Origin of the sequence: Aquabacterium sp. (assembly GCF_050725395.1) — a bacterium.
Lineage (GTDB): Bacteria > Pseudomonadota > Gammaproteobacteria > Burkholderiales > Burkholderiaceae_C > Aquabacterium.
Genome location: NZ_JBOHHL010000036.1, coordinates 20958 through 47205, shown reverse-complemented (window position 1 = coordinate 47205; position 26248 = coordinate 20958). Strand labels below are relative to the sequence as shown.

Here is a 26248-nt window from a genome sequence, read left to right as displayed (position 1 = left end):
CCCCCCCACGGCCCGCGATGCGGCGATCCAGGTGGACGACTGCTCGTTCATCTTCCAAAGCAGCCGGGCGTTGGGCGCGGCCTGCGCGCCCGAGTAGGGATCGTGGTCGACCCGGGCACCATAGGTCAGCAACAGCTGGTTGGGCAGCAGGGCGTACTCGTCCTGGGCGAAGACGCGGCCGCTGACCAGTGTGCGGTTGGCCGGTTCCAGCGTGACCAGCGGAATGCTTTCGGTGCTGTCTTGGTACCAGGTCATGCCCGCTCCCCAGATCACATCGTGGCGTGAATCCGAAGGGTGCCACCGGTGTTGCACGTCCAGGTCGGCCGAGGTGAATCGGTGCGTCACGTAACCTTGCTGTTCGCTGCGCTGGTTCTGGAGGGAGGCTTGGACATGCAGTTCCGAAGCGTCGCTCAGCGGGGTGTCGAGCGAGCCCATCAGCGTGGCTTTCTCGATGCTTTGCACGGTGAGCGCCGGGGCCAGGCTGGTGAAGTCGGGCAAGGGCAGTTCGCCATTCTTGACGGACTTCAAAACCTGCCCTTGCACCGACAGCCGCGAGCCATTGCCTTGCGTTTGGTCCCAGCGCAGGCCGGCGGTCTCGGCGTGGGCACTGTTGTGCGCCCGGTTGCCCCGGGTGTCGATGGAGTCGGCTTGGCGGTCGGCCTGGCCGTACAGGCGCAGCCAGCTGTCGCGCCCGAGGGCGGTGCCGTGCTGCAACAGCACGCGGTGCGATCCGTCGCTGCCCGCACTGGCCACGGCCAGGTCGCCTTGGGTCCGTGCGGCGTCGCGGGTGATGATGTTGATCACGCCGTTCACGGCATTGGTGCCCCAGACGGCGCCCGCTGGACCACGGATGACTTCGATGCGTTCGATGTCTTCGAGGGGCACCCGCTCGGCTTCCCAGAGCACGCCGCTGTAAAGGGGCGAAAACACGCTGCGGCCATCGACCAGCACCTGGAGCTTGTTCGAGAAACGGCCCGCCTCGCCTCGCACGCCCACGGCCCAGCCCGACGGCGACAGTTGCGCCACGTCCACGCCCGGTGCCATGCGCAAGGCTTCCGGCAGGGAACGCACGCCGGAGCGCAGGATGTCGTCCCGGGTGATGACGTGCACGGCATCGGGCACGTCGCCGAGCGCCTGGGTGCGCCGGCTGGCCGAGACGATCTCGACCCGCATCAGCTCTTCGAGCGACAGGTCGGCCAGGGCTTCGGCCTCGGCTTTGGACTGAGCGTGGGCCACCCCCACCTGCGAACAGGTTGCCAGGAGCGCTGCGGTGGCGATGAACGTCAGAGACCAGGATTGAGGGGTGTCGGGCGTCATCCGGAGCGGCTGGAACAGGCAGGCTTTTGAGTCATTGATGGCGTCGCCCCATCATGCATGGGCTTGGCGGGACGGAGCATGGTCGGCAACCCTCGTTGGGTTGTCCGATATCCAAGGTCGTGATTTTAGCCTCCCGCCGGAGGTTTTCAGTTTTGCGTCAGCGCCTGGCGCAGACAACTCACCTGTGCTGCGATGGCCGCGGGCAGGGGCTGCTGTCCCGACATCAGTGATTCGATGTAGCGGGCGGTGGTGTCGGCCGCGAAACCATCGGGGAGTTCGGGCAGCTCGGTGAGCACGCCATCGACCGGGGCTCGCGACAGGCCTTCGTGGCGAAGGCCGTTGATGAAGACTTCGAAACGTGGCTGTCGGCGTGGGTCGGCCACCGGCTCGCCCTCGGTTCCGCGCATCAGCAAGGCATTGGCCGAGGCGTGCTTCAGGTAGGCGTTCAGGGACAGCGCGTATTCAGGGTGGGTGTGGTTGACCACCCGCATGGTGCGGACCCCATCCGTGGTCACGATCGGGTCCAGCAACTTGGCCACGGTGTGGCCGGGATTGCGCAGCCCGATGGTCCAGCGCACGTCCAGCAGGCGGGCCAGGGGAGGGCAGAGCGTGGCGATGTCCATGAAGGCCGGGCGGCCCGCCTGCCAGGCCTCTTGGACCTGTTCGGCATCTTGGGCGATGGGCAGCCCCAGGGCCTCGAACACCTGGAAGGTCGTCACGCGCGTGGGGTCGTGCCGTGGGCCGTGCACCAGCACGGCCACGCCCTGTCGGGCCAACTGCAAGGCCAACAGTGGGGTCAGGTTGGGCAGCTTGCGCGCGCCGTTGTACGAGGGCAGGACCACCACGCCCGAAGGCGCCGCGGGCAAGGGCAGGCAGTGAGCGAGGGTGGCGCGCACGAAGCCGTCAAGCTCGTTCACCTCTTCGCCCTTGATGCGCATGGCCAGGCAGAAGGCCCCCACTTCCAGGTCGGTGACTTGGCCGCCCAGCACCTGGGTCATCAGGTCGTGGGACTGCTCGGCCGTCAAGGGCCGGGCGCCGTCCTTGCCCCGGCCGATGACCTTGATGTATGCGCTGATGCTCATGCTGTTGGCCGTGAATGGCTGGTCCTGAAAGCCGCGATTATCGCGGGCTCAGGAAGGCGTGGCCACGGGCAGGGGATGCAGCTTGATCAACTTGCGCAACTCGGGGATGCAGGATCCACAGTTGGTGCCGCATTTCAGCTCGCCTTGCAAACCGGCCAGCCGTTCATCGGTGTTGCCCTGGCAGTGCCCCAAGGCTTCCACGATGGCCGGCTCGGTCACGTTGAAGCAGGTGCAGACTTGCCGGCCCTTGCTGGCCACGGCCACCGGTGGCTTGCTGCCTGGCGAGAGCAGGGCGCGCCCATACACATCGGCGGCCAACTCTTCCTGCAGCAAGGGGCGGATCCAGGCCTCGGCGCTGATGTCGCCCGCCAACAGGAAAGCTTCCAGCTTCAAGCCACTGTCGGTGCGGGCCATGCGCATCGCGCGGCGTTGGCCGCGCTGGCGATCCTGGTAACGCAGCACTTCGACGCCCTCGATGCCGAGCAGCGACTCGATCTGTTGAACGAGCCCGTCGTCGGCGGGCTCCAGCGCCGCCGCGCGGAACAGCACGCCTACCTTGCCTGCTTGCTGGCCCTTGGCCTGGCCTTCGCGGCCAAAGGGCACGCAACTGGTGAAAGCGAAGGCCGACATCAGCGGCTTGAGGGCTTCGCGCACCGCCAGCGCCTGTGCTTCGGGCAGCCAGGCCACCGCCAGCAGGCGCCAGGGCAGCTCGGCCTTGCCGATGCTGACCGCCGCGTGCTTGAGCTCGGGTTGCTTGGACTTGGGGCAAAACGCCGGCACGGTGAGGGCATTCACGCCGGTCATCGCATGGCCCTGGGCATCGGTGCCGCTGAGGTATTCCTCGCCCCAATGCATGGCGATGAACGCTTGCTTGGGGGCGATGCCTTCGCTGGCCATGGCGGAGATGACGACCGTGCCTCGGCGTGAACTGACCTGGACCAGGTCGCCGTCCGCCAGGGCCAACCGGGCCATGTCCTCAGGGTTCAGGTCGATGGCGGGTTCGCTGACGTGGCCGAACAGGCGGCCCAGCGTGCCAGTGCGGCTCATGCCGTGCCATTGGTCGCGCAGGCGGCCGGTGTTCAAGGCGTGGTCGAATTGGGTGTCGAGGGCCTCGGACACGGGCTCATAGACCACGGCCGCGAAGCTGGCGCGACCACTGGCAGTGGGGTAGAGGCCATCTTCGTACAAACGCACCTTGCCTTGAGGCGCGCCATCCGGCATGGGCCATTGCTGAGGTCCGGCCGTTTCCAGGATCTGGTAGCTCAGGCCGGTGATGTCCAGGTCGCGCCCGCGGGTGGACTCGCGGTGTTCGTTCCAGATGGACTCGGGGCTGTCGTAGGCGAACAGGGTGGTCATGCCCTCGCGGTAAACCTTGCGGCGCTCGGGCAGGCGGGCTTCCAGCCGGCGACCCAGGTCGGCGAAGATGGCCCAGTCGTGGCGTGCTTCGCCCGCGGCGGGGATGGCCGAGCGAACACGGCTGATGCGCCGCTCGCTGTTGGTGACCGTGCCTTCCTTTTCGCCCCAGGTGGTGGCGGGCAGGAGCAGGTCGGCATAGGCGCAGGTGGCGGTGGTGGCAAAGGCCTCCTGCACCACCACGAACTCGGCTTTCTCGAGCGCCTGGCGCACCAGGGCCTGGTTGGGCAGCGACTGGGCCGGGTTGGTGCAAGCGATCCACAGCGCCTTGATCTCGCCCCTGGCTGCGGCTTCGAACATCTCGACGGCGGTCTTGCCTGGCTTGGCGGGCACATCGGGCACGCCCCACAGCCGGGCCACCTCGGCGCGGTGTTCGGCATTGCCCAGGTCGCGGTGCGCGCTGAGCAGGTTGGCCATGCCGCCCACTTCACGTCCGCCCATGGCATTGGGCTGGCCGGTCAGCGAGAAGGGGCCCGCGCCCGCCTTGCCGATCTGGCCGGTGGCCAGGTGCAGATTGATGAGGGCGGCGTTTTTATCGGTGCCGCGGCTGCTCTGGTTCAGGCCTTGGCAGTACAGCGACAAGGTGGCGGTCGAGTCGCCAAACCAGCGCGCGGCCTGGAGCAGGTCGGCGACCTTGATGCCGCAGGTCCGGGCGACGACCTCGGGCGTGAAGTCACGCACGATGAGTTGCAAAGCGTCAAAGCCTTGCGTGTGGCGCGCGACGTAGCCCAGGTCTGCCAGGCCTTCGTTCAGCATGATGTGCAGCATGCCGTGGAACAGGGCCACGTCGGTGCCCGGCAGGATGGGCAGGAAGAGGTCGGCCATCTCGGCCGTCTCGGTCTTGCGCGGGTCGGCCACGATCATGCGCATCGCCGGATTGGCACGCTTGGCATCTTCGATGCGGCGGAACAGGATGGGATGGGCGTAGGCCGTGTTGGCCCCGACGATGAACAGCGTCTGTGCGTGCTGGAAATCGTCGTAGCAAGAAGGGGGCGCGTCGGAGCCCAGCGTGGCCTTGTAGCCGGCGACCGCACTGCTCATGCACAGGCGCGAGTTGGTGTCGACGTTGTTGGTGCCGATCAAGCCTTTGACCAGCTTGTTCATGACGTAATAGTCTTCGGTCAGCAACTGCCCCGAGCCATAAAAGCCGACGGCTTCCGGGCCATGCTCGCGGATGATGCTGGCCAGGCGGTCCGCCGCCTCGTCCATGGCCGCGTCCCAGGTGATGGCACCGGGCGCCGAGCCCCGCGCGTCGCGTCGCATGGGCGTCAGCAGTCGGGTCTGTTGCTGAACGGAACTGGCCGCGGTCAGGTGCAGGGTGCTGCCCTTGGTGCACAGGCGGCCGAAGTTGGCAGGGTGCGTGGGGTCGCCCTGCACATTGATGATCTTGCCTTGCACGGATTCGATCAACACACCACAGCCCGTGCCGCAATAAGGGCAGGTCGCGCGTGTCTGGGTGGTGGCACCGGCGGTGCTCGTGTCAACACTCATGGTCGTTCAACTTTCTAGGATCTTCTCAGCGGGAAGCCACCTCTTGCAGGCAAGGGCGGCTTTTCTTTTTGGGGTCGGTCAGGTCAGCCGGCTGTAAAGCCCCGTCACCCGGTCCATGATCTGCAAAATCTGTTCACTGGTCGAAAAAACATCCCGCGCCCGGCGAACGCCGCCGCTGCCTTCGCCCAGGCGGGACAAGGCGTGGTCGAAGAACACCCATTGCTGTTCGGCCAGGCCCAGTTGCTGCTGGATGGCCTCGGTGGCTTGCGGCGCGCTCATCAAGGTCTGCAAGGCGGTGACGAATTCGGTGCGGGCCTGCTTGAGTTCCTGGAGGGCATTGGGCACGGGCACGCCCCAGTTCTGGCTCAGGTAGAACTTGGCCGAGCGCTGGGACAGCATGCGTTGCCGCCCGGCCATGTTGACCAGTTTGCCAACGGCGCGCCCCGAGTAGTGCTCCAGCTGCGTGGTGCCCTGGTGCGCCAGCTTCAACACCTTGGCGTCCAGGGCCAACAAGTCGGGGGCTGATCCGCGCTCGGGGGTCTTGCCGATCAGGGCGCTTTTGTAATCGCTCCACAGGGGCTCCATGGCCAAGTAGGTGTTTCGGATTTCGGGCGACGGGGCATAGGCCTTGAGCTCCACGAACTGCCGGTCGAACAGGGACATCGACTCTAGCAAGATCTTCTCCGCTTGCGCGGCATCGATGCCTTGCCCCATCGCCAACCAGGCCTTGGCCATGCGCTGGGACAACATGCGCTGGCGTCCTGCCTTGTTGATCGCCTCGTTCAAGCTGCTGATCTCGGCCTGGGCCGGCACCAACATCCCTGCGCTTAAACCAATTGCCAACCCGCCTCGCAAAGCCATCTTCAGGCACGCACGACGGGACACGGGGAACTGGCACAACATACTTCTGACTTCCTGAATCAATGAACGCACTGCTTGTCCGCATTCAGAAGCAATATCAAGGCCATCTTTTTTTGGTGCGCACCAGCATGGGCCCCTGCACGGGAATGCCGGTCACGCACCGATGGCGGGCGTGAATCTTGCAAACAACGCGGAAAAGGCGGGCGATGTGTGCCTCATTGGTGCATTGGACAGGCTTGCCCTGATGAAATGAGACAAACACAATGAGCTTCGACATCGAGGTGGGACAGTCCACGCACCGTGGGCCGCGAGAAGGGCTGGAAGATTTCGCCGCCACCGCCAAGCCGGCGCCCCAAGATGAGGCATGGGGCGTGATCGCCGCCATCGCCGATGGCGTGTCCAGCGGAGGACGTGGGCTGGAGGCCGCCCAGACCACGGTGCTCGGCCTGGTCGCCGACTACTACGCCACGCCCGCCACATGGGACACGACGGTGGCCCTGGACCGGGTCATCGGTGCTCAGAATGCTTGGCTGGTCGACCACAACCGCCGTCGCCAGGGTGTCAAGACAGACGCAGGCAAAGGCACGGCTGCCATGACGACTTTGACCGCCCTGGTGCTGCGGGGCCATGGCTTCACCCTGGGCCACGTGGGCGACAGCCGTGCCTACCTGATCCGGGCCGGCGAATGCACGCAGTTGACACAAGACCATACCCTGGGACCGCTTGAGTTCCAGAATGGATTGACGCGTGCTGTCGGACTGGACGACGGTGTGCGCGTGGACTACATCGAAGGCGATCTGCAGATCGGCGACACCTTCGTGCTCACCACCGACGGTGTGCATGGCGCGCTGAAAGCCAAGCAATTGCGCGCCCTGTCGGAGCAGGGCACGGCCCAGGAGGCCAGCGACGCGTTGGTGTCCAGGGCGGTCAACGGTGGAGGGCGCGACAACGCCACGGCGCTGGTCATCCGCATCAAAGGCCTGGCCGCCGCATTGCTGGAAGACGCCGAGCGCCGAGGGCGCCTGCTGCCGGTGCCGCCGCGTTTGAAGGAAGGCGATCTGCTGGACGGATTGCGCGTGCAGGCCGACGTCTTCAGCAATGGTGTGCACCGCCTGTACCGCGTGCTGGATGAGCGCCATGGCCGGGTCATGGCCCTCAAAACGCTGCACGAAGCACGCGCCAGCGATCCTGAAGAACGGGCCATGCTGGCCCACGAGGCCTGGTTGGGCGCCCGCGTGACCGAGCGGGACGCGCGCGGCTGGGTCAAGGTGTTCGAGCCCGAGCAGCCCACGGCTTTCTATACTTTGTTCGAATGGCATTCGGGGGCCACCCTGGCCACGATGCTCGACAACAAGCAGCGCTTCAATGTCCTCGACATCATTGAAGGCGCGACCACGGTGGCGCGTTCGCTCGGCCGCTTGCACCAGCACGGCGTCATCCACCGCGACATCAAGCCCGACAACGTGCACCTGGGCGACGACGGCCTGTGGCGGGTCTTGGACCTGGGCGTGGCCTTGTCCGGCAAGGAGCCCAAGGCCCTGCGCGAATTGCACGCCGGCACTCCCAGCTACATGAACCCCGAGCAATGGAGCCAGGATCCCGCCGAATCCCAGGTCACGCCCCAAAGCGACCTGTTCGCCCTGGGCGTGACGCTTTACCAATGGCTCACCGGCCGCCTGCCCTACGGCGACATCGAGCCCTACCAGACCGCCCGTTACCGCCGCGACCCGGTGGCGCCTTCACGCATTCGTCCGGATGTGCCGATCTGGCTGGACCACATCGTGCTCAAGGCCGTGGCGCGCGAGCAGAAGCAGCGTTTCGAAACCGCCGAGGAACTGTTGCTGGCGCTGGAGCGTGGGGCTTCCCGGCCCCTGTCCGCGCGGCAGGCCACGCCGCTCATGGCCCGCGATCCCTTGGTGCTCTGGAAGATCGCCCTGGGGGTGTCCGTGCTCTTCAACCTGTTGCTGATTTACTGGCTGAGCTTCCTGCCACGGGGTTGACCAGGGCGAGGCTTTCGCGCAATCAGTGACAATCGCGCTAGTTGAGAGCAGGAGATCATCCCCATGAGCATCAAGTCAGACCGCTGGATCCGCCGCATGGCCGAAGAGCACGGCATGATCGAGCCCTTCGAACCCGGTCAGGTTCGCGCGTCGGCCGACGGCGAGCGCATCGTCAGTTATGGCACCAGCAGTTACGGGTACGACATCCGTTGTGCCAACGAATTCAAAATCTTCACCAACATCCATTCAACGGTGGTCGATCCCAAGAATTTCGACGAACGCAGTTTCGTGGATTTCAAAGGCGATTCCTGCATCATTCCGCCGAACAGTTTTGCCTTGGCGCGCACCGTGGAATATTTCCGCATTCCGCGCAGCGTGTTGACCATTTGCCTTGGCAAAAGCACGTATGCCCGTTGCGGCATCATCGTCAACGTCACGCCCTTCGAGCCTGAGTGGGAAGGCTACGTCACGCTTGAATTCAGCAATACCACGCCGCTGCCTGCCAAGATTTACGCGGGCGAAGGTTGCGCCCAGGTGCTGTTTTTCGAAAGCGATGAAGTATGCGAAACCAGTTACCGTGACAGGGGAGGCAAATACCAGGGCCAAACGGGGGTAACCCTTCCTAAAACTTGAAGCACTATTGCCGACATTCAGTCATGTCCCCCATCCAGAGGATGCGACAACTGATTACGACCAGTTACAATTGAATGCAATCGGCTTTGAGTGCGTTTGCACGCAGAGCACCAGATCCAGAGGTGTCCGTGCTTTACATCCACGCGAAGCTGTTCGTCGGCTTTCGAAAGGGGGTGGATGTGCGTCCATGCCACATGTTGTCTCCATTTATCAGGCCTTTGCCCCCATGCGCCGTCCGCTCCAGTCCCCCGCTTTGATCAGCGCGTTTTTCGACAGCCTTCGCCCAGAACAACGTGACACCGCGCAAGCCATGCAGCAGGCCATCCTGGAGGCCGCGCCGCACCTTCGCCAGGAAGTGAAATGGGGCAATCTTTGTTTCGTCAACGATCGTGACAACGTCATGGCCATCGTGTTGCACAAGGCCAATGCCCACCTGCAGGTCTTCAATGGCGTCTTGCTGATGGGCGAGTTTCCCGAGCTCGAAGGAGCCGGTCGTGGCATGCGCCACATCAAGACGCGCTACCGCATCCCCGTCAATGCGCAACTGGTGCGCGAGCTGACCCAGGCTTGTTTGCGCGCCTGGGGCCGGTAGCCGTTGTGGTTATTGCAATCCCGCATGGTTTGCATCGGCGGGGGTTCGTAAAATGGGAGCCACTCTGCGGACATCCATGCATTTGCTCAACGCCGATCTTCATTGTCATTCCAATGTGTCCGATGGCACATTGACCCCGGAAGCCCTGGCTGAACGGGCCAAGCGCAACGGGGTAGAGCTGTGGGCATTGACCGACCATGACGAAGTCGGCGGCCAGCACCGGGCCAGGGCCGCGGCCAATGCCCAGGGCCTGGCTTACCTCACCGGTTCGGAAATTTCGGTCACCTTTGCGCACAAGACCGTCCACATCGTTGGACTGGGATTCGATCCCGACCATCCCACCTTGCAGCAAGGGCTGGTGGAGACCCGTGGTGGCCGTGAACGTCGCGCGCGTGACATGGCCGAAGGGCTGGCCAAGGTCGGTATCCCCGATGCCTTCGACGGTGCCTTGCGCTATGTCGGCAATCCCGATCTGATCTCGCGCACGCATTTCGCCCGCTACCTGGTCGAGATCGGCGTCTGTGCTGATCCGCAAGAGGTATTCCGTCGTTACCTGACTGAAGGCAAGCCTGGCTACGTGGAGCACCGCTGGGCCAAGCTGTCGGATGCCATCCGCTGGATCACAGAAGCTGGCGGCGAGGCCGTCATCGCCCACCCCGGTCGCTACGGTTTCACCCCCAACGAAGAATTTGCCTTGTTCACCGAGTTCAAGGCCCATGGCGGGCGCGGCGTGGAGGTCGTCACGGGCAGCCACACCGTGCCTGAATACGCCAAGTACGCCGACATGGCGATTGAGTTCGACCTCCTGGCCTCCCGTGGCTCCGACTTCCACGATCCCGCCGAAAGCCACACCGACCTGGGCACGCTGCCCGATCTGCCTGGCCGTTTGACGCCAGTGTGGCAGGCCCTGGAGCACCGCATCTTCCAGCCCTGAAAGGGCGCGCGATGGCTCAATACTTCGAAGTCCATCCGGAGCATCCGCAAATGCGCTTGCTCAAGCAGGCTGCCGACATCCTCCAAAAAGGCGGGGTGGTGGCCTTGCCCACGGATTCCAGCTACGCCTTGGTTTGCCGCCTCGATGACAAAGATGCGGTGACGGCTTTGCGCCGCATCCGCGCGGTGGACGAGCGCCACCACCTGACCCTGCTGTGCCGCGACCTGTCCGAGTTGGCCAACTATGCGCGCGTGGACAACCGGCAGTACCGGCTGCTCAAGCAGGGCACGCCCGGGCCCTACACCTACATCCTGGAAGCCACCAAGGAGGTGCCGCGGCGCGTGTCCCACCCCTCTCGACGCACGGTGGGTTTGCGGGTGCCGGAGCACACCGTGGCCCAGGCCTTGTTGGAGATCCTGGGTCAGCCTTTGCTGGGCACGACCCTGATCATGCCGGGCGACGAGCTGGCCCTCAACGATGCGGGCGAGATCCGAGAACGCCTGCAGAAACAGGTGCAAGCGGTGATCGACTCAGGCGCCTGTCCGTTGGAGCCCACCACGGTGATCGACCTCAGTTCTGGCGAAGCGGTGCTGGTGCGGCAGGGGCGGGGCGATCTGGCCAGGGTGGGGCTGTCTTCGGCGGGTTGAGCGGGGGCATCTCGATGGCCCGGCTCAACCATTCGGCATTGAAGCCCAGTCCCCAACGGCCCTTGACGTGCATCAGCGGCGTGCCTGGCGCCCCTTGTGCCTCATAGGCTTGCCGGCATTCGGCGTTGCGCTCGACATCGCATTCCAGCCAAGGTACCTGGTGACTTTTCAGCCAGTCCCGGGCCTTGACGCAGTACGGGCAGCTTTCGGTGGTGTACATGGTGATGTCGCCTGGCCGGACATGCTGCCGAACCAAGGCCGCGGTGCGTTCCTGGCCCCACCAGGACACCAGTTTGCTGCCTCCCAAGGCCAGCACCACGATGCCAGCCAGCACCCACCATTGACGCCGTTGGGAGGCCTTGGCGTTCATGGCGGCGGAGGCGCGGCCTTCTGGCCCAGCTTGCTTTCTTGCCCGGCCAGCAGTTTCTTGATGTTGGCGGCATGCCGCCAGATCAACAGCACGCTCATGATCGCCACGCCCACCGTCATCGCGCCAGCGCCCATCAGTTGCCACTGGATGACCGGGGCGGCCAGCGAGGCGGTCAGCGCCGCCAGGGACGAGTAGCGGAACACGATCGCCATCAGCAGCCAGACGCCCAGCACCAGGCCGCCCAGGGACGGTTCGAAGGCCAGCAGCACGCCCGCGGCCGTGGCCACACCCTTGCCCCCTTCGAAGCGGAAGAAGACCGGCCACAGGTGACCCAGGAAGGCGGCCAGGCCAATCAAGGTCACGGCGGTTTGGCCCAGGCCCAGGCGGTGTGCGATGAACACCGGCACATAGCCTTTCAAGGCGTCGAATACCAGGGTGAGCACGGCCGCGCCCTTGTGGCCCGACCGCAGCACATTCGTGGCGCCCGGGTTGCCCGAGCCGTAGGTGCGTGGATCGTTGAGACCGAACAGGCGGCTCACGATCACGGCGAATGACAGGGATCCCACGAGGTAGGACAGCACGGCGGCCACCGCGGTGGTCAGCCTGGGATCAGTAGCGAGCGAATCCATGAATTCTGTGCGGCATCGACATTGAGAAACAGGCCGCCAGTGTAGTGGTTGCGTTTACACGATTCGTGGGTTTATGCCATGCTTGAGGACAGGGCAAATTGGCGACAATCTGCGCGTTTCTGACATTGCTTGTGGACAACATGATCTCTTACCAAACCAAAAACTCCTGGCAGCGGCCCTTGTTGATCGCGCTCATCGGCAGTGCCGTGGTGGGCACCGGCGTGTGGTGGTTTTCAGGCCATTCGGGCACGGACGCCACCACGCAGGTCGCGGCTCCGGCGTCCGAGTCCCAGGCGTCTTCGACTTTCGGCTCGGCTGGCGGCACGCCCGTCCCCACCGGCGCACCCGAGCCCGCCATCCTGTCCGATGGTCGGCCTGCCGATGTGGCGCCGGGTGTCTGGTCGGCGCTGGACAAGGCCGTCAAGAACAAGCCTGCCTTGAAGCCCGAGGTCGACAAGGTGCTGAGCTACATGCGCTTTCAAAAGCAGTTCGAACAATGGCAGGCCATGGAAGACACGCGCGACGCCCAGCAGCGTCGCCAGTTGGCCAAAAGTATCCTGGAGCAGATGCCGGATCGCCTGGCCCGTGGCGAGTTCTCGATGAGCGAGTCGCTGATGATGGCCACGGTGCTGATGTCGGACCTGGAACCCGACGAAAAAAAGCGCGAGCAGCAATTGGACGATTGGGGCAAGAGGATGGCGCTGGCCGTGCCTCAACCCACGGACGATGCTCAGATGCAAGCAGAGATCCAGCGTGTGGAAGACCTGCGCATGTTGCCGGGCACCATCCTGACGGGGGAGGCCAATCCGGACCCAGCGGTGGTGCAGAAGGCCCTGGAAGATCGCAGCCGCATCTCGCGTTGAGCCAGGTCCTGGACAGCGTGGGTTTGTCCCATGCCGTGGGTGCCTCGCTGGTGCCCACAATCCCCCCGTTTCCCTGACATTGGCCATTGACGTTCATGATCTCTTATCAAGAAAGTACCAAGTTCTGGCAACGGTCGTGGTTTGCGGCCCTGATCGGCGGCTTGGCGGTCGGCGGCGGTGTCTGGTGGTGGCAGGCGCATCAGGACGCCGAGCAGGCGGCCGAGGCGGCCTCGTCGACGCAGGCCTCCGCGCCGCAAAAACCGGTGTTCGCGACGCCCGTGCCGATGGATGCCGCCTCGTCGCCCACGGTCCTGGCCGACGGGCGCCCTTCCGACTTCACCCCCGAGGACTGGGCCGCCCTGAAGGCGGCCATGAACAGCCAGCCCAATGCCAAGTCCGAGATGGAGCGTGTCGTGGCCTACCTGCGTTTTCAACGCAGTTTCGAGCAATGGCAAGCCCTGGCCGATTCGCGCGAGGTGGCGAAGCGCCACCAACTGGCCGAAAGCTTGTTGGCGCAGGTGCCCGATCGCATGAGCAAGGGTGAAGTGACCGCTGGTGAAGCCCTGCTGCTGAGCACCGCCTTGCTCACGGACCTGCAGCCCGACGAGAACCTGCGGCAGCAACGCCTGGCCGAGATGCGCGCCAAGATCGAGGCCGCCGCCCCCCGGACCGATGCCGCGCAGGCCGCCCGGGACAAGGAAATTCAAGACGAGCTCACCCGCCGTGAGCGGGCCATCGTGGCGGACTGGCAGGCCAAACCCGAGGGCAGCCGTGACAACGCCGTGCTGCAGCGCGATCTGGAGGCGGCGCGGCAATCGGTCTACGCGGACAGCAAACGGTGATGCCGAAGCGTGGGTGGTGAGGAGGTCTATAGAATCCTCTTCACATGAGTTCGTTGAATGATTCCTCCAAATCCAGACTCGCCTGGGGCCTGCTGATCGCCGCCCTGGTGCTGTTCGTCTGGAAATTCGCCGCCGCCCTGGCGCCTTTCATCCTCAGCCTGGTCCTGGCTTACGGGGTCAAGCCGGCGGTGGATGGCATGGTCAAGCGCGGCGTGCCACGGGCGCTGGCCGTGAGCCTGTGCGTGATCCTGGCGCTCTTGATGGTGCTGACCCTGCTGGTCCTGCTGGTGCCCATCGTGTCCCAACTGGTGCCCATGCTGAAATCCCAGGTGCCCGACCTGTTTTCGCGCATCTGGACGAGTGTGCAGCCCTGGCTGTCGCAATTGGGCCTGGAGTTGCCCAGCCTGGACGAAGGCAAGGCGATGTTGGTGGAGTGGCTCAACTCGCACGCCTCGCAATGGGCTGGCGCGATCGTGAGTTCGGTGCTGATCGGCGGCAGCGGCTTGATGACCTTGCTGGGCTTCCTGCTGATGGTGCCCATGCTGGCGTTCTACTGGCTCATGGACTGGGATGACATCGTGGACCGGGCCTGGCGGCTGTTGCCCCCACGCTGGCGTCCTCCCGTGCACGACGTGCTGACCGAATGCGATGGCGTGCTCGGGCAGTTCCTGCGTGGCCAGGTGCTCGTCATGCTGATCATGGCGGTGTTCTACAGCGCGGCCTTGGGGCTGGCGGGCTTTCGGCTGGCCTTGCCGATCGGGGTGTTCACGGGGCTGGCCATGTGCATTCCTTACCTGGGCTTCGGGGTGGGCCTGGTGCTGGCCGTGCTGTCGGGTGTCTTGCAGTTCAGTCCGACTTCAGGCATGGCTTACCCACTCATCGCGGTGGCGGTGGTCTACGGTGCCGGGCAGGTCCTTGAGAGCTTTTTCCTCACGCCTCGACTGGTTGGGCGCCGCATCGGCTTGCACCCGCTCGCGGTGATCTTCGCGCTGCTGCTGTTTGGCCAGGCCCTGGGCTTTGTCGGCGTGTTGATCGCCTTGCCCTTGAGTGCCTTGCTGCTGGTGTTGGCGCGCAGGGCATTGGCCAGCTACCGTGGCAGCCGTGCCTTCCTGGGGTCACCTGGCCCGGAGCAGGGTTGACGTGTTGACCTCGCCCGGCCTGCCCATGCGGCAGATTCCGCTCGACCTGGGCCCCGTTTCCATGCCCGGGCTGGACGAATTCATCCTCGAAGATGGCGGGCAGCAGGCCCTGGAATGGCTGCGGGCCTGGCCTTCATCGACCAGCCAGGCCCGCGTGCCCGCGGCCTATTTCTGGGGGCCTTCCGGCAGCGGCAAGACCCACCTGCTGCGGGCCATGGTGCCGCGGGCCTTGGCGGCCGGCCACCACGTCATGTGGGTCAGTGCGCAGGGCTGCCAGATGTGGGATGCGGACTCCCCGGAGGCGCCCACCCTGGCGCTGATCGACGACTGCGAGCGCCTGGACGGCCACTTGCAGCACCTGGCTTTCAATCTTTTCATCGAATCGGCCAGCACTGGGGCCGAAGGGGCCGGGCCCTTGTCCATCATCGCCGCCGGATCCGTCCCGCCGGTGGACCTGCCCGTGCGCGACGACCTGAGAACGCGCCTGGGCTGGGGGCTGATCTTTGCCTTGTCGCCCTTGAGCGAGTCCGGGGTTCGCCAGGCCCTGCGCGACGAGGCCTCGCGGCGTGGCATCGACCTCGACGATGGCGTCGTGTCCTACCTGCTGGTGCGCTACAGCCGCGACCTGGCTTTCCTGGCGGGGCTGCTCGACCGACTCGATCGGTTTGCCCTGGCCGAACACCGAACCGTGACCGTGCCCCTTCTCAAGCAGATGCTGGTGCTGGAGACCGAATGAACCTGTGCCTGTTTGACCTCGACCACACCCTGTTGCCAATCGACTCCGACCACGAGTTTGGCGAGTTCCTCATCCGCATCGGCCTGGCCGACCCGGTGGAGTACCGTCGTCGCAATGATGGCTTCTACCAGCAGTACGTGGCCGGCACCTTGCAGCTGTCCGAGTACATCCGCTTTTCCACCAGCATCTGGCGCCAGTTGAACCATGGCGAGCAGGCCGCATTGCAGCAGCGCTTCATGACCGAGGTCGTGCTACCCGCCATCCAGCCTCAGGCCCTGCAACTGGTGCGCGAGCACGAAGCCCGGGGCGACCTGTTGGCCATCGTCACCGCGACCAATGAGTTCGTGACCCGACCCATCGCCGATGCCTTCGGCGTGCCCGATCTGTTGGCCGTTGGCCTCGCGCGGGACGATCAAGGCCGCGTGACGGGGGAAATCCAGGGTGTGCCGTCCTTCCGGGAGGGCAAAATCACGCGTGTGGAACAATGGCTGGCCGAACGCGGCCACAACTTGGCCGATTTCGATCGGGTCAGCTTCTACAGCGACTCCCCCAACGACCTGCCATTGCTGGACCTGGCCAGCGATCCTGTTGCCACCAACCCCAGTCCGGCCCTCGAGGCCGTGGCCCGTGAGCGCGGCTGGCGCATTCTTCGACTGTTTTCATGATCAAGAGATTGATAGACAAGATCCTGGGCAAAGACCCCAGCCAAGCTACTGGCGCGGCGGCAGGCGGGCGCAAGAAGCCCCGCGTTCCCACCGGCAAGCGGGTAGAGGTGCCGGCGTCCGAGCACGGCATCGACCCGACGCTGGTGGATGACCGCGCCGTCAAGGTGTGCACCACCCTCCAGGAAGCCGGCTTCGAGGCCTACATCGTGGGTGGTGCCGTGCGCGACCTGCTGGTCGGCCTGCGCCCCAAGGATTTCGACGTGGCCACCAATGCCACCCCCGAGCAGGTCAAGGGCCTGTTCCGCCGAGCCTTCATCATCGGGCGACGCTTCCGCATCGTCCACGTGGTCTTCGGCCGGGGCCGTGACAACGACGTGATCGAAGTGTCGACCTTCCGCGCCTACCTCGATGCCGACGCGGCCGAGCAGGTGGCGGGCAATGAGAAAACCTCGCGCTCAGAGCTCGCCGGCAAATCCCACGTGGTCGATGGCAGCGGACGCGTGCTGCGCGACAACGTCTGGGGCCCGCAGGACCAGGACTCCGCGCGCCGCGACTTCACCGTCAACGCCATGTACTACGACCCGAGCACGGGCGTGGTGGTCGACTACCACGGGGGCATCAAGGACATCAAGAAGAAAGTGTTGCGCATGATCGGTGTGCCCGATGTGCGCTACCGCGAAGACCCGGTGCGCATCATCCGCGTGGTGCGTTTCGCGGCCAAGCTGGGTTTCGAGATCGAAGCCAAGACCCGCGACCCATTGCAGTCCATGGCCGAACTGCTGAGCAATGTGCCGCAGTCGCGCCTGTTCGACGAGATGATCAAGCTGCTCCAGACCGGCCATGCCCAGGCCTCTCTGGACCAGCTGCGCAAGCTGGGTCTGGACCGCGGCGTGTTCCCCATCCTCGATGCCGTGTTCGACGAAACCCGCCGCCATCCCGGCCGCGAACAATTCGTCAAGCTGGCCCTGAACGACACCGACCGCCGTGTGTCCGAAGGCAAACCCGTGGCACCCAGCTTCCTGCTGGCCTGCCTGCTGTGGCATGACGTGCTCGACCACTGGAAGCGCAACCTGGCCAAAGGCGAGCCGCCATTCCCGGCTTTGCAGGCCGCCACCGATGCCGTGTTCGACGCGCGCATCGGCGACATTTCGGGCCGGGGCAAGCTGGCGTCCGACATGCGCGAGATCTGGACCATGCAGCCACGCTTCGACAAGCGCGTGGGCAGCGGCCCGCTGACCTTGGTCGAGCAACCACGTTTCCGCGCCGGTTTCGACTTCCTGCGCCTGCGGGCCCAGGCTGGCGAGGCCGATCAGCCACTGGCCACCTGGTGGGAAGACTTCTCGCTGGCCGACAACGACGAGCGCCGCGAACTGATGGACGTGGCGCGCCAGCAAGAGTCGGCCAAGCGCGCGGCTCAAGGCCCGAGGGGTGGTGGCCGCGCGGCATCGCATGCTGCCGCTGGCGCTGCATCGGGTGCTGAAAGCCCCAGCTCCGAAGACGACGGTGGCGAAGGGGCCGTGCCCGCGGCCAAGAAGCGTCGGCGGCGTCGCCGCAAGCCCAGCGAAGGCGAGGGCGGCGCGGTGAGCAACGGCCCGTCCGGCAATGACGGCGGCGCGGGTGACTGAAGACCTGCCCCGCTTCCGGGCGTTCGTGGCCTTGGGGGCGAACCTGGGCCCGACCCGGGAGAGCCTGCAGTCCGCGCTGGCTCGGATGCAAGACCTGCCCTGGACCAGCCTGGAAGGTGTGTCCTCGTTTTACGTGACCAAGGCCGTCGGCACCGAAGGCCCTGATTACCTCAACGCCGTCGCGGCCTTGAGCACCTCGCTGGCGCCCTTGGAACTGTTGAACGCCTTGCTGGGCATCGAATTGACGCTGGGCCGCGAGCGGCCCAAGCCTTTGGCGCCTCGCACACTGGACCTCGATCTGCTGTGGATGGAAGGCGTCAAGCGCGAGTCGCTGGCATTGAGCTTGCCGCACCCGCGCATGGACGAACGTGCCTTCGTCCAAGAGCCGTTGGCCGAACTTTTGGCCAAATTGCCCCCGAAATCCACCGACCCCCGACCTTTGAACCCTGCTGAAAGGGCCAAATTGGCGGCCGCACAAGGGATTTTTCTGGAACAAGTTGGAAATCCGCAGTAGAATATCGGGCTCTGCTAGTGGGTAAGTAATGCCTGCTAAGCAATCCCCGTGGGGCATGTCCGTTTCCTCCGCGGAAATTGGGAACGGGCCCAGGCCCTTTGAATGCATTCATACTGAAAGTGATCGATCAATGACGACCATCCGTGTCAAGGAAAACGAGCCGTTCGACGTGGCCCTGCGCCGCTTCAAGCGCACCATCGAAAAGCTGGGCTTGCTGACCGAACTGCGCGCCCGCGAGTTCTACGAAAAGCCCACCGCTGAGCGCAAGCGCAAGAAGGCCGCCGCCGTCAAGCGCCACTACAAGCGCGTGCGCAGCATGCAGCTGCCCAAGAAGCTGTACTAATCAGCAGCTTCCCTGTCCGACATTGGCGGTGGCGTTTGCTCCCCATGTCGTTGACTTGAAAAGCCCGCGCGGGGACGCCCATGCGGGCTTTGTTGTTTCTGAACAAGAACAAGCCTGAACCAAAAAGGACCGAGCCATGAGCCTGAAAGACCGCATCACCGACGACATGAAGAACGCCATGCGTGCCAAAGAGGCCGAGCGCCTGGGCGCCATCCGCATGTTGCTGGCGGCCATGAAGCAGAAGGAAGTCGACGAGCGCATCACGCTGGACGACGCGGCCACCGTGGCCATCGTCGACAAGCTCCTCAAGCAGCGCAAGGATTCGCACCAGCAGTTCCAGGCCGCTGGCCGCGTCGACCTGGCCGAGAAGGAAGCCTTCGAGATCGGCGTGCTGGAGGCCTACCTGCCCCAGCGTCTGTCGGCCGACGAAGTGGCCGACGAAGTCAAGGCCATCGTGACCGAGCTGGGCGCCTCCGGCCCCGGCGACATGGGCAAGGTCATGGGCGCGGTCAAGCAGCGCCTGGCCGGCAAGGCCGACATGGGCTTGGTGTCCGCTGCGGTCAAGGCCGCGCTGGCTGGCTGACAATCTGGCCGACAATCGCGTTCGAGCACACCCAAGGAGACACCGTCATGTCCGACAACCTGCCCGTTCAGCCCGTGAGCGAAGACGTTTGCGTGGCCCCCCAGCTGACGCCAGAAGCCATGGCTTCGGTGGCGGCCGCTGGCTTCAAGAGCGTGATCAACAACCGCCCCGACTTCGAGGGCGGCCCCGACCAGCCCACCACCAGCGCCATCGAGGCGGCGGCCAAGGCCGCGGGCCTGACCTACGCCTACTTGCCCGTGCAAGGCGGCTACCAGTCGCCCGAGGAAATCGCCCAGGCGGCCGAGCTGCTCAAGACCTTGCCCCGTCCCACCTTGATGTTCTGCCGCAGCGGCGCGCGTTCCTCGCGCCTGTTCAGCCAGGCCGTTGCCCTCGGCTGAGGCGCGTCACGGCATGGGCCAGGCCGGTCTTTTCTTCGTCCGTGCGGTCGATGCGTTGTCGGTGCGCCTGGGGCAACTGGCCGCATGGCTGCTCGCCCTGGCCTGCGCCATCAGCGCCGGCAATGCCTTGATCCGCTACACCTTCAACCTGGGCTCTAACGCCTGGCTGGAGGCGCAATGGTATTTGTTCGGCGCGGCGGTCTTCCTGGGTGCGCCGGCTTTGCTCAAACTCAACGAGCATGTTCGTGTCGACGTGATCTATGGCGGCCGCTCTCCGCGCACCCGGGCCTGGATCGACCTGCTGGGCATGGTCTTCGTGCTGTTGCCGGTTTGCGTGATCACCGGCTGGCTGAGCATCCACATGGTCCATGACGCCTATGTGCAGCAAGAGGTGTCACCCAGCGCCGGTGGGCTGCTGCGCTGGCCCATCAAGGCAATGATCCCCCTGGGTTTCGCCTTGCTGGCCTTGCAGACGCTGGCCGAAGTTGTCAAACGCGTCGGCTACCTGCGCGGCAGCTACAACATGGACACCCACTACGAAAGACCGCTGCAGTGATCACCCTGGAACACATGGCGCCGCTCATGTTCGGCGCGCTGGTGCTGGTCATGCTTTTCGGTTTCCCGGTGGCGTTTTCGCTGGCGGGCCTGGGATTGGCCTTCGGTTATGGCGCGGTGGGGCTGGGCATCCTGCCGGCCGAGTTCATGGGCAACCTGCCGCTGCGCTTGTTCGGCATCGTGTCGAACGAGCTGCTGCTGTCCATCCCCTTCTTCACCTTCATGGGCGCGGTGCTGGAACGCTGCGGCCTGGCCGAAGACCTGCTGGAAGGCACGGGCCAACTGTTCGGCCGCCGGCCTGGCGGCTTGGGCTTCGCCGTGATCATCGTGGGGGCCATCCTGGGCGCCATCACGGGCACGGTCGCGGCCAGCGTCATCGCCATGGGGGTGATTTCGCTGCCGATCATGGTGCGCTATGGCTACAGCATGCGTTTCGCCACCGGCGTGATCGCGGCCTCGGGCACCATCACGCAGTTGATCCCGCCTTCGCTGGTGCTGGTGGTGTTGGCCGACCAGTTGGGCCGCTCGGTGGGCGACATGTACAAGGGGGCCATCGGCCCTTCCATGATGCAGACCGGACTGTTCCTGGCCTACACCGCTTTCATCGCCTTGTTCTACCCTAAGCTGGTGCCGCCGCTGCCACCGGAAGCCCGCGTGGAGCGTGGCTGGGTGCTGTGGAAAAAGGTGCTGTGGGGCATGGTGCCGTCCGTCATCCTGATCTTCATGGTGCTGGGCACGATCTTCATGGGCTTGGCCACCCCGACCGAAGCCGGTGCCTTGGGCGCCCTGGGTGCCATCATCCTGGCCGCCATCCACAAGCGCCTGACGGTGAGCCTGCTGTGGCAGGCCATGGACACCACCATGCGCGTCACGGCCATGGTCATCTTCATCCTGGTGGGCTCCAGCGTGTTCTCGCTGGTGTTTCAGGGGCTGGATGGCAACCGCTGGGTCGAAGAGATGCTGGCGCACTTGCCAGGCGGTCAGTTGGGCTTCCTGATCGCGGTGAACATCTTCGTGTTCTTCCTGGCCTTCTTCCTCGATTTCTTCGAGATCGCCTTCATCATCATTCCGTTGCTGGCGCCCGTGGCCCAGAAGCTGGGCATCGACCTGGTGTGGTTCGGCGTGCTGCTGTGCGTGAACATGCAGACCAGCTTCATGCACCCGCCTTTCGGCTTCGCGCTGTTCTACCTGCGCGGCATCGCCGACCAGATCTTCAAGAACGGGGCCATCGCCAAGCCCATCCAGTCGCGCGACATCTACCTGGGCGCGGTACCGTGGGTGGTGATGCAGTTGATGCTGGTGGCCGTGGTGATCTTCTGGCCTCAGTCCGTCACGTACTGGCTGGACAAGGAGGCCGTGGTCGATGTGGACAAGGTCCAGATCGAGATGCCGGCGGACCTGACGGCGCCAGCGGATGAGGGCGCTTCGGCGCCGACCGAGGATTCGGTGCCGCCGCCCGACGTGCCGCCGGAAGAAGACCCAGGCAAGGCCATGCAAGATGCCTTGAAGAAGCAGGGCGACCCCGCAGCGTCGCCGCCCTGACAGCCAAGCCTCAGAGCTTGGCGGCCTGCATGTAGCGGTCGAAGGTGGCCTCGGTGAAACGGAACCACAGGTTCTGGTCGGCCCGGAACTTGGCGTAGTCGGCGTAAACCTTCTTCCAGTTCTTGTTCTTCTCGTTCAGCTCGCTGTAGATTTCCATCGAGGCCTTGAAGGCGCCGTCCATGACGGACTTGGGCATCTGCACCAGCTGTGCCTTGGCGGCGACCAACTGCTTGAGCGCGAGCGGATTGGCGGCGTCGTAGCGGGCCTGCATCTCGACGTGGGCATGCGAGGCGGCAGCTTCCACCATGGCCTTGTACTCCGGGCTCAATGCGGCAAACGCCTTGGTGTTGATGTAGAAGTCGAGCTGCGGGCCGCCTTCCCACCAGCCAGGGTAGTGGTAGAAGGGCGCCACTTTGTAGAAGCCGAGCTTCTGGTCGTCGTAGGGGCCCACCCACTCGGCCGCGTCGATCGTGCCTTTTTCAAGCGCCTGGTAGATCTCGCCGCCGGGCAGGTTTTGGGGGATGGAGCCCAGTCGCTCGATGACCTTGCCTGCAAAGCCGCCAATGCGCATCTTCAGGCCCTTCATGTCTTCCAGCGACTTGATGGGTTTGCGGTACCACCCGCCCATTTGCGCGCCCGTGTTGCCGCCAGGGAAGTTGATGATGTTGTACTGCGCATAGAACTCGCGCATGAGTTTCAGGCCATTGCCTTCGTACATCCAGGCGCTCATCTGGCGTGAGTTCAGGCCAAAGGGGATGGCGCTGCCGATGGCGAAGGTCTCGTCCTTGCCCACGAAATAGTAGGGCGCGGTGTGGGCCATTTCGACCGTGGCATTCTGCACGCCATCGACCACGCCAAAGGCGGGCATGAGCTCGCCGGCCGCGTGCACCGAGATCACGAACTTGCCGCCCGACATCTCGCTGATCTTCTTGGTGAAGACTTCGGCGGCGCCGAAGATGGTGTCGAGCGACTTGGGGAAGCTGGAGGCCAGGCGCCAGCGCACATTGGCTTCCGCGCGGACGATGGCGGGCGCGGCACCCGCCGCCAAAACACCGGCCAGGCCAGCGTGGTGGATGAAGGAACGACGTTGCATGGCGGGGTCTCCTGGGAATGGTCCGAAGCTTCAAGCCGAGCTTGAATTCGGACATTCTAGGAGCGCTTGGCGCGCCTGAGGCGGCGAGGCAGGCGGGGGCTTTCCCGCGTTGTCTGCCCACATCAAGGGCTTGGTCTCAATGCCCGGCGATCTTCATCTTCTCGATGAGGATGGAGCCCACGGTCTTGCTGCCGTAGGTGTATTCATCGGCCCCCACGGCCACGATCTGCTTGAACATCTCGCCCAAGTGACCGGCGATGGTGATCTCTTCGACCGGGTAGGCGATCTTGCCGTTTTCGACCCAGTAGCCGGCTGCACCGCGCGAGTAGTCGCCGGTCACGTAGTTGACGCCCTGGCCCATCAGCTCGGTCACGAAGAGGCCGCGGTGCAGCTTCTTGAGCATGGCCTTGAGGTTGTCCTTGGGGTCGGTCAGCTTGCTGGTCAGGACCAGGTTCTGCGAGCCGCCCGCATGGCCCGTGGTCTTCATGCCCAGCTTGCGCGCCGAATAGCTCGACAGGAAATAGCTCTGCACCACGCCGTTCTTCAAGATGTGACGCTTGCGGGTCAGCACGCCTTCGTCGTCGAAAGGCGCGCTGCCCTTGCCCTTGAGGATGTGCGGGTCTTCGAGGATGTTGATGTGCTTGGGCAGCACCTGCTGGCCCAGGCTGTCGAGCAGGAAGGTGGATTTGCGGTACAGCGCGCCGCCACTGGTGGCCTGCACGTAGGCGCCCAGCAGGCCAGCAGCCAGCGGCGATTCGAACAGCACCGGCACTTCGCACGTGGCGATCTTGCGGGACTTCAGGCGGGCCAGGGCGCGCTCGGCGGCGTAGCGGCCGATGACCTCGGGGCGGGCCAGGTCGCGGGCATCACGTTCGGACGAATACCAGAAGTCGCGCTGCATGTCGTTGCCACGGCCAGCGATGGGCGAGACCGACAGCGAGTGGCGCGAGCTGGCGTAACCACCGCGGAAGCCGCGCGTGTTGCCGGCCAGGAAATGCGATTGCTGGGCCGAGACGCCACCGCCTTCGGAGTTGGTGATGCGCGGATCGAGCGTCAGGGCCGCGTCTTCACAGCGGCGGGCCAGCTCGGCGGCTTGCTCGGCATCGATGGACCAGGGGTGGAAGAGTTCCAGGTCGCGCTTGGCGGCCTTGCCCAGCGCCAGGTCTTCGGCATCGGGCAGGCCGGCGGCCACGTCCTCGGCGGTGAAGCGTGCGATGTCGTAGGCGGCGCGCACGGTTTGTTCGAGCGCGGCGGGCGAGAAGTCGGAGGTGCTGGCGTTGCCACGGCGCTGGCCCAGGTAGACCGACACGCCGATGGATTTGTCGCGGTTGCGCTCGACGTTCTCCAGCTTGCCCTTGCGCACCGACACCGACAGGCCCATGCCCTCGGACACCTCGGCTGCCGCGTCGGAAGCCCCCAGCTTCGTCGCCAAGTTCAAAGCGTCTTCGATCAACTGCTGGAACTGGTCGCGCGAGTAGGCGAAGCCGGACTGGGCAGGCTGTTGGGCGTTGGGCGAAGACTTGGAGGATTTGTTGGCGGCCATGTATGCGGTTCGCGGCTGTGAGGGGTGTGACCTCGTATCATAGCGACCACATGAATCAAGAACAGTTTCCCCCTTCCGACGACGACGAAGTCGATGAAAACGGCTATCGGCGGCCCAGCAAATCGCAGCTAAAAAGGGACAGCCACGAGCTGCAGACCCTGGGCGAAGCCCTGGTGACGATGCCCAAGGACCGCCTGGCCGACATCGGCCTGCCCGAATTGCTGGACGACGCGATCGCCGACTACAAGCGCACCAAGTCCTTCGAAGGCAAGCGCCGGCAGATGCAGTACATCGGCAAGCTGCTGCGCGGTGTCGACCCCGAACCCATCAAGGAAGCCGTGGCCTCGTTCCAGCTGGGCCATGCGCGCAATGCCCTGGCCTTGCACGACGCCGAGCGTTGGCGCGCCGAGTTGGTGGCCGATGACGGCGCTCTGACGCGCTGGGTGGCCGAGTACCCCGAGTCGGACGTGCAGAAGATGCGCGCCTTGATCCGCAATGCGCGCAAGGATGCCGCCGCGGCGCCCGAAAAGCGCAGCGGCAAGGGATTCCGGGAGCTGTTCCAGTTCGTCAAGCAAGCCCTGGAGGGCCAGGGTCGCGCCGACGACGACGGCCTGCCGTCTGATGAGGACGAGGGCGAAGCGTGAGCGCTCAGTCGCCCAACACCCTGGACGAGGTCCGGATCGGCGTCGTGTCGATTTCGGACCGGGCGAGCACAGGCGTCTATGAAGACAAGGGGCTGCCGGCCCTGCAGGATTGGCTGGGACGCGCGGTGCGCAATCCGATCAGTTGGGTGCCCAGGCTGATCCCCGACGAGCGCGAGGGCATCGCCGCCGCGCTGCGCGAACTGGTGGATGTGCAGCGCTGCCACCTGGTGCTGACCACTGGCGGAACCGGCCCGGCGCCCCGCGATGTGACGCCCGAGGCCACGCTGGACGTGGCCGACAAGGAAATGCCCGGCTTTGGCGAACAGATGCGCCAGATCAGCCTGCGCTTCGTGCCCACGGCGATCTTGTCGCGCCAGACGGCGGTGATCCGTGGCCAGGCCTTGATCCTGAACCTGCCTGGCCAGCCCAAGTCCATCGCCGAAACGCTGGAAGGGCTGCGCGATGCCGAGGGGCGCGCCATCGTCCCGGGCATCTTTGCGGCCGTGCCTTATTGCATCGACCTGATCGGCGGGCCTTACATCGAAACCGATGCCACGGTGTGCGAGGCGTTCAGGCCGAAGTCAGCACGGCGGACCGTGCTGACGACCTGAGCACGTCGTCTTGGATCAAGGGGCCGGGGCTGGCTGCTGGAGGGGGGCTTGAGCCGCCTTGGCACGCAGCGCATAGCCTTGGTAAGCCGGCAAGGCGATGGCCGCCAGGATGCCAATGATGGCGATGACGGGCATCAGCAGCGCCAGGATCTTGACCTTGGTGGTGTTGGGAGGCGGTGGTGCGCCGAAGCGGTTGTCGCCCGGCGTGCCCGCCTTGAAGATCCACACGAATGCCACGAAGGGGATCAAGGTGAGCAGGCTGGTCCAGCCCGACCAGTCCATGTCGTGTGCCCGCTGGATCGACAGCAGGATGGACAAGACCATGTACGGGATGGCCACGATCGCGCCAAGCGCGGAAGCGGATTTGCCCAGGCCTGCCGCCGCGGCGATGGCGCCCACGACAGCCGCTCCAAGGATGACCAACAGGTAGCCCCCCATGAGGTAGCCCAGGTACTGGAGGCGGCTGACGCGGCCCTTGGCGGACCAGATTCGAACAGCTTGGTAGGCTCCGGAGCCGCCTCGGACATCTTCGACCTTGGCGCGGGGGGGCTGGTAGGGGTTGGCAACACTCATCATGGTCCTC

At 65.0% G+C, this 26248-nt stretch carries 28 protein-coding genes; 19 read left to right on the top strand and 9 right to left on the bottom strand.

Annotated features, from left to right (window positions below; genetic code table 11):
- The 4 genes from ACREB4_RS17930 to ACREB4_RS17915 form a co-directional block, all read right to left on the bottom strand.
- Nucleotides 1-1317 (bottom strand): TonB-dependent receptor plug domain-containing protein (locus ACREB4_RS17930; RefSeq protein WP_431589606.1); only part of this gene is annotated, 1317 nt, incomplete at its 3' end.
- Nucleotides 1318-1463: 146 nt separating this feature from the next.
- Nucleotides 1464-2399, bottom strand: coding sequence for a DNA-binding protein YbiB (gene ybiB, locus ACREB4_RS17925; RefSeq protein WP_431589605.1), 936 nt, complete (start codon nt 2397-2399; stop codon nt 1464-1466).
- A 48-nt stretch (nt 2400-2447) separates the two neighbouring features.
- The gene (locus tag ACREB4_RS17920; RefSeq protein WP_431589604.1) at nt 2448-5303 is read right to left on the bottom strand and encodes a molybdopterin-dependent oxidoreductase; all 2856 of its coding nucleotides are present in this window, start codon (nt 5301-5303) and stop codon (nt 2448-2450) included.
- A gap of 78 nt (nt 5304-5381) precedes the next feature.
- Nucleotides 5382-6122 (bottom strand): type IV pili methyl-accepting chemotaxis transducer N-terminal domain-containing protein, encoded by a 741-nt coding sequence (locus tag ACREB4_RS17915; RefSeq protein ID WP_431589603.1) that lies wholly within the window; start codon nt 6120-6122, stop codon nt 5382-5384.
- Nucleotides 6123-6427: 305 nt separating this feature from the next.
- Between ACREB4_RS17915 and ACREB4_RS17910 the strand changes: the two genes are divergently transcribed.
- From ACREB4_RS17910 to ACREB4_RS17890, 5 genes are all read left to right on the top strand, one after another.
- Entirely contained in the window at nt 6428-8164 is a 1737-nt protein-coding gene (locus ACREB4_RS17910; protein ID WP_431589602.1) for a protein kinase domain-containing protein, read from the top strand.
- A 63-nt stretch (nt 8165-8227) separates the two neighbouring features.
- Nucleotides 8228-8797 (top strand): dCTP deaminase, encoded by a 570-nt coding sequence (gene dcd / locus ACREB4_RS17905; RefSeq protein ID WP_431589601.1) that lies wholly within the window; start codon nt 8228-8230, stop codon nt 8795-8797.
- 226 nt (nt 8798-9023) lie between these two features.
- Nucleotides 9024-9389: a DUF1801 domain-containing protein gene (locus tag ACREB4_RS17900; protein WP_431589600.1), complete on the top strand. Its 366-nt coding sequence runs from the start codon at nt 9024-9026 to the stop codon at nt 9387-9389.
- A gap of 76 nt (nt 9390-9465) precedes the next feature.
- Nucleotides 9466-10323 (top strand): 3',5'-nucleoside bisphosphate phosphatase, encoded by an 858-nt coding sequence (locus ACREB4_RS17895; protein WP_431589599.1) that lies wholly within the window; start codon nt 9466-9468, stop codon nt 10321-10323.
- Nucleotides 10324-10334: 11 nt separating this feature from the next.
- Nucleotides 10335-10970 (top strand): L-threonylcarbamoyladenylate synthase, encoded by a 636-nt coding sequence (locus ACREB4_RS17890; RefSeq protein ID WP_431589598.1) that lies wholly within the window; start codon nt 10335-10337, stop codon nt 10968-10970.
- Here ACREB4_RS17890 and ACREB4_RS17885 read toward each other — a convergent pair.
- Both ACREB4_RS17885 and plsY read right to left on the bottom strand, forming a co-directional pair.
- Nucleotides 10894-11340 (bottom strand): glutaredoxin family protein, encoded by a 447-nt coding sequence (locus ACREB4_RS17885; RefSeq protein WP_431589597.1) that lies wholly within the window; start codon nt 11338-11340, stop codon nt 10894-10896. The two genes, ACREB4_RS17890 and ACREB4_RS17885, sit on opposite strands and share 77 nt — an antisense overlap.
- Nucleotides 11337-11969 (bottom strand): glycerol-3-phosphate 1-O-acyltransferase PlsY, encoded by a 633-nt coding sequence (gene plsY, locus ACREB4_RS17880; protein ID WP_431589596.1) that lies wholly within the window; start codon nt 11967-11969, stop codon nt 11337-11339. The genes ACREB4_RS17885 and plsY overlap by 4 nt, the downstream gene beginning before the upstream one ends.
- Before the next feature lie 140 nt (nt 11970-12109).
- Between plsY and ACREB4_RS17875 the strand changes: the two genes are divergently transcribed.
- The 12 genes from ACREB4_RS17875 (at nt 12110) to ACREB4_RS17820 (ending at nt 21774) form a co-directional block, all read left to right on the top strand.
- Entirely contained in the window at nt 12110-12832 is a 723-nt protein-coding gene (locus ACREB4_RS17875; protein ID WP_431589595.1) for a hypothetical protein, read from the top strand.
- 95 nt (nt 12833-12927) lie between these two features.
- Entirely contained in the window at nt 12928-13674 is a 747-nt protein-coding gene (locus ACREB4_RS17870) for a hypothetical protein (protein ID WP_431589594.1), read from the top strand.
- A gap of 44 nt (nt 13675-13718) precedes the next feature.
- Complete coding sequence (locus ACREB4_RS17865; protein WP_431589593.1) at nt 13719-14813, top strand: AI-2E family transporter; 1095 nt, start codon at nt 13719-13721, stop codon at nt 14811-14813.
- 1 nt (nt 14814) lies between these two features.
- Nucleotides 14815-15549, top strand: a complete 735-nt coding sequence (locus tag ACREB4_RS17860) for an HdaA/DnaA family protein (RefSeq protein ID WP_431589592.1) — start codon at nt 14815-14817, stop codon at nt 15547-15549.
- A complete protein-coding gene (locus ACREB4_RS17855) occupies nt 15546-16214 on the top strand; it encodes an HAD family hydrolase (protein WP_431589591.1) in 669 nt (222 codons plus the stop codon). The genes ACREB4_RS17860 and ACREB4_RS17855 overlap by 4 nt, the downstream gene beginning before the upstream one ends.
- Nucleotides 16211-17839 carry a polynucleotide adenylyltransferase PcnB gene (gene pcnB / locus ACREB4_RS17850; protein WP_431589590.1) on the top strand — a complete coding sequence of 543 codons (1629 nt, stop codon included), beginning with the start codon at nt 16211-16213 and terminating at the stop codon, nt 17837-17839. The genes ACREB4_RS17855 and pcnB overlap by 4 nt, the downstream gene beginning before the upstream one ends.
- Nucleotides 17832-18353 (top strand): 2-amino-4-hydroxy-6-hydroxymethyldihydropteridine diphosphokinase, encoded by a 522-nt coding sequence (folK, locus tag ACREB4_RS17845; protein WP_431589589.1) that lies wholly within the window; start codon nt 17832-17834, stop codon nt 18351-18353. The genes pcnB and folK overlap by 8 nt, the downstream gene beginning before the upstream one ends.
- Before the next feature lie 130 nt (nt 18354-18483).
- On the top strand, nt 18484-18696 hold the full coding sequence (rpsU, locus tag ACREB4_RS17840; protein WP_012346814.1) for a 30S ribosomal protein S21: 213 nt from the start codon (nt 18484-18486) through the stop codon (nt 18694-18696).
- A gap of 136 nt (nt 18697-18832) precedes the next feature.
- A complete protein-coding gene (locus ACREB4_RS17835) occupies nt 18833-19279 on the top strand; it encodes a GatB/YqeY domain-containing protein (protein ID WP_431589588.1) in 447 nt (148 codons plus the stop codon).
- A 47-nt stretch (nt 19280-19326) separates the two neighbouring features.
- Nucleotides 19327-19677 carry a TIGR01244 family sulfur transferase gene (locus ACREB4_RS17830; RefSeq protein WP_431589587.1) on the top strand — a complete coding sequence of 117 codons (351 nt, stop codon included), beginning with the start codon at nt 19327-19329 and terminating at the stop codon, nt 19675-19677.
- A gap of 13 nt (nt 19678-19690) precedes the next feature.
- Entirely contained in the window at nt 19691-20233 is a 543-nt protein-coding gene (locus ACREB4_RS17825; protein WP_431589586.1) for a TRAP transporter small permease subunit, read from the top strand.
- Nucleotides 20233-21774: a TRAP transporter large permease gene (locus ACREB4_RS17820; protein WP_431589607.1), complete on the top strand. Its 1542-nt coding sequence runs from the start codon at nt 20233-20235 to the stop codon at nt 21772-21774. Before ACREB4_RS17825 ends, ACREB4_RS17820 begins: the two co-directional genes overlap by 1 nt.
- Nucleotides 21775-21784: 10 nt before the next feature.
- On the opposite strand, the gene ACREB4_RS17815 is transcribed toward ACREB4_RS17820, so the two are convergent.
- Both ACREB4_RS17815 and pmbA read right to left on the bottom strand, forming a co-directional pair.
- A complete protein-coding gene (locus ACREB4_RS17815) occupies nt 21785-22867 on the bottom strand; it encodes a TRAP transporter substrate-binding protein (protein WP_431589585.1) in 1083 nt (360 codons plus the stop codon).
- 136 nt (nt 22868-23003) lie between these two features.
- A complete protein-coding gene (gene pmbA / locus ACREB4_RS17810; RefSeq protein ID WP_431589584.1) occupies nt 23004-24410 on the bottom strand; it encodes a metalloprotease PmbA in 1407 nt (468 codons plus the stop codon).
- A gap of 50 nt (nt 24411-24460) precedes the next feature.
- Here pmbA and yjgA point away from each other — a divergent pair, with 50 nt between their 5' ends.
- Both yjgA and mog read left to right on the top strand, forming a co-directional pair.
- Nucleotides 24461-25054 carry a ribosome biogenesis factor YjgA gene (gene yjgA, locus ACREB4_RS17805; protein WP_431589583.1) on the top strand — a complete coding sequence of 198 codons (594 nt, stop codon included), beginning with the start codon at nt 24461-24463 and terminating at the stop codon, nt 25052-25054.
- Nucleotides 25051-25665: a molybdopterin adenylyltransferase gene (gene mog / locus ACREB4_RS17800; protein WP_431589582.1), complete on the top strand. Its 615-nt coding sequence runs from the start codon at nt 25051-25053 to the stop codon at nt 25663-25665. Before yjgA ends, mog begins: the two co-directional genes overlap by 4 nt.
- 15 nt (nt 25666-25680) lie before the next feature.
- On the opposite strand, the gene ACREB4_RS17795 is transcribed toward mog, so the two are convergent.
- Entirely contained in the window at nt 25681-26241 is a 561-nt protein-coding gene (locus ACREB4_RS17795) for a DUF805 domain-containing protein (protein WP_431589581.1), read from the bottom strand.
- Between the last annotated feature and the right edge of the window lie 7 nt (nt 26242-26248).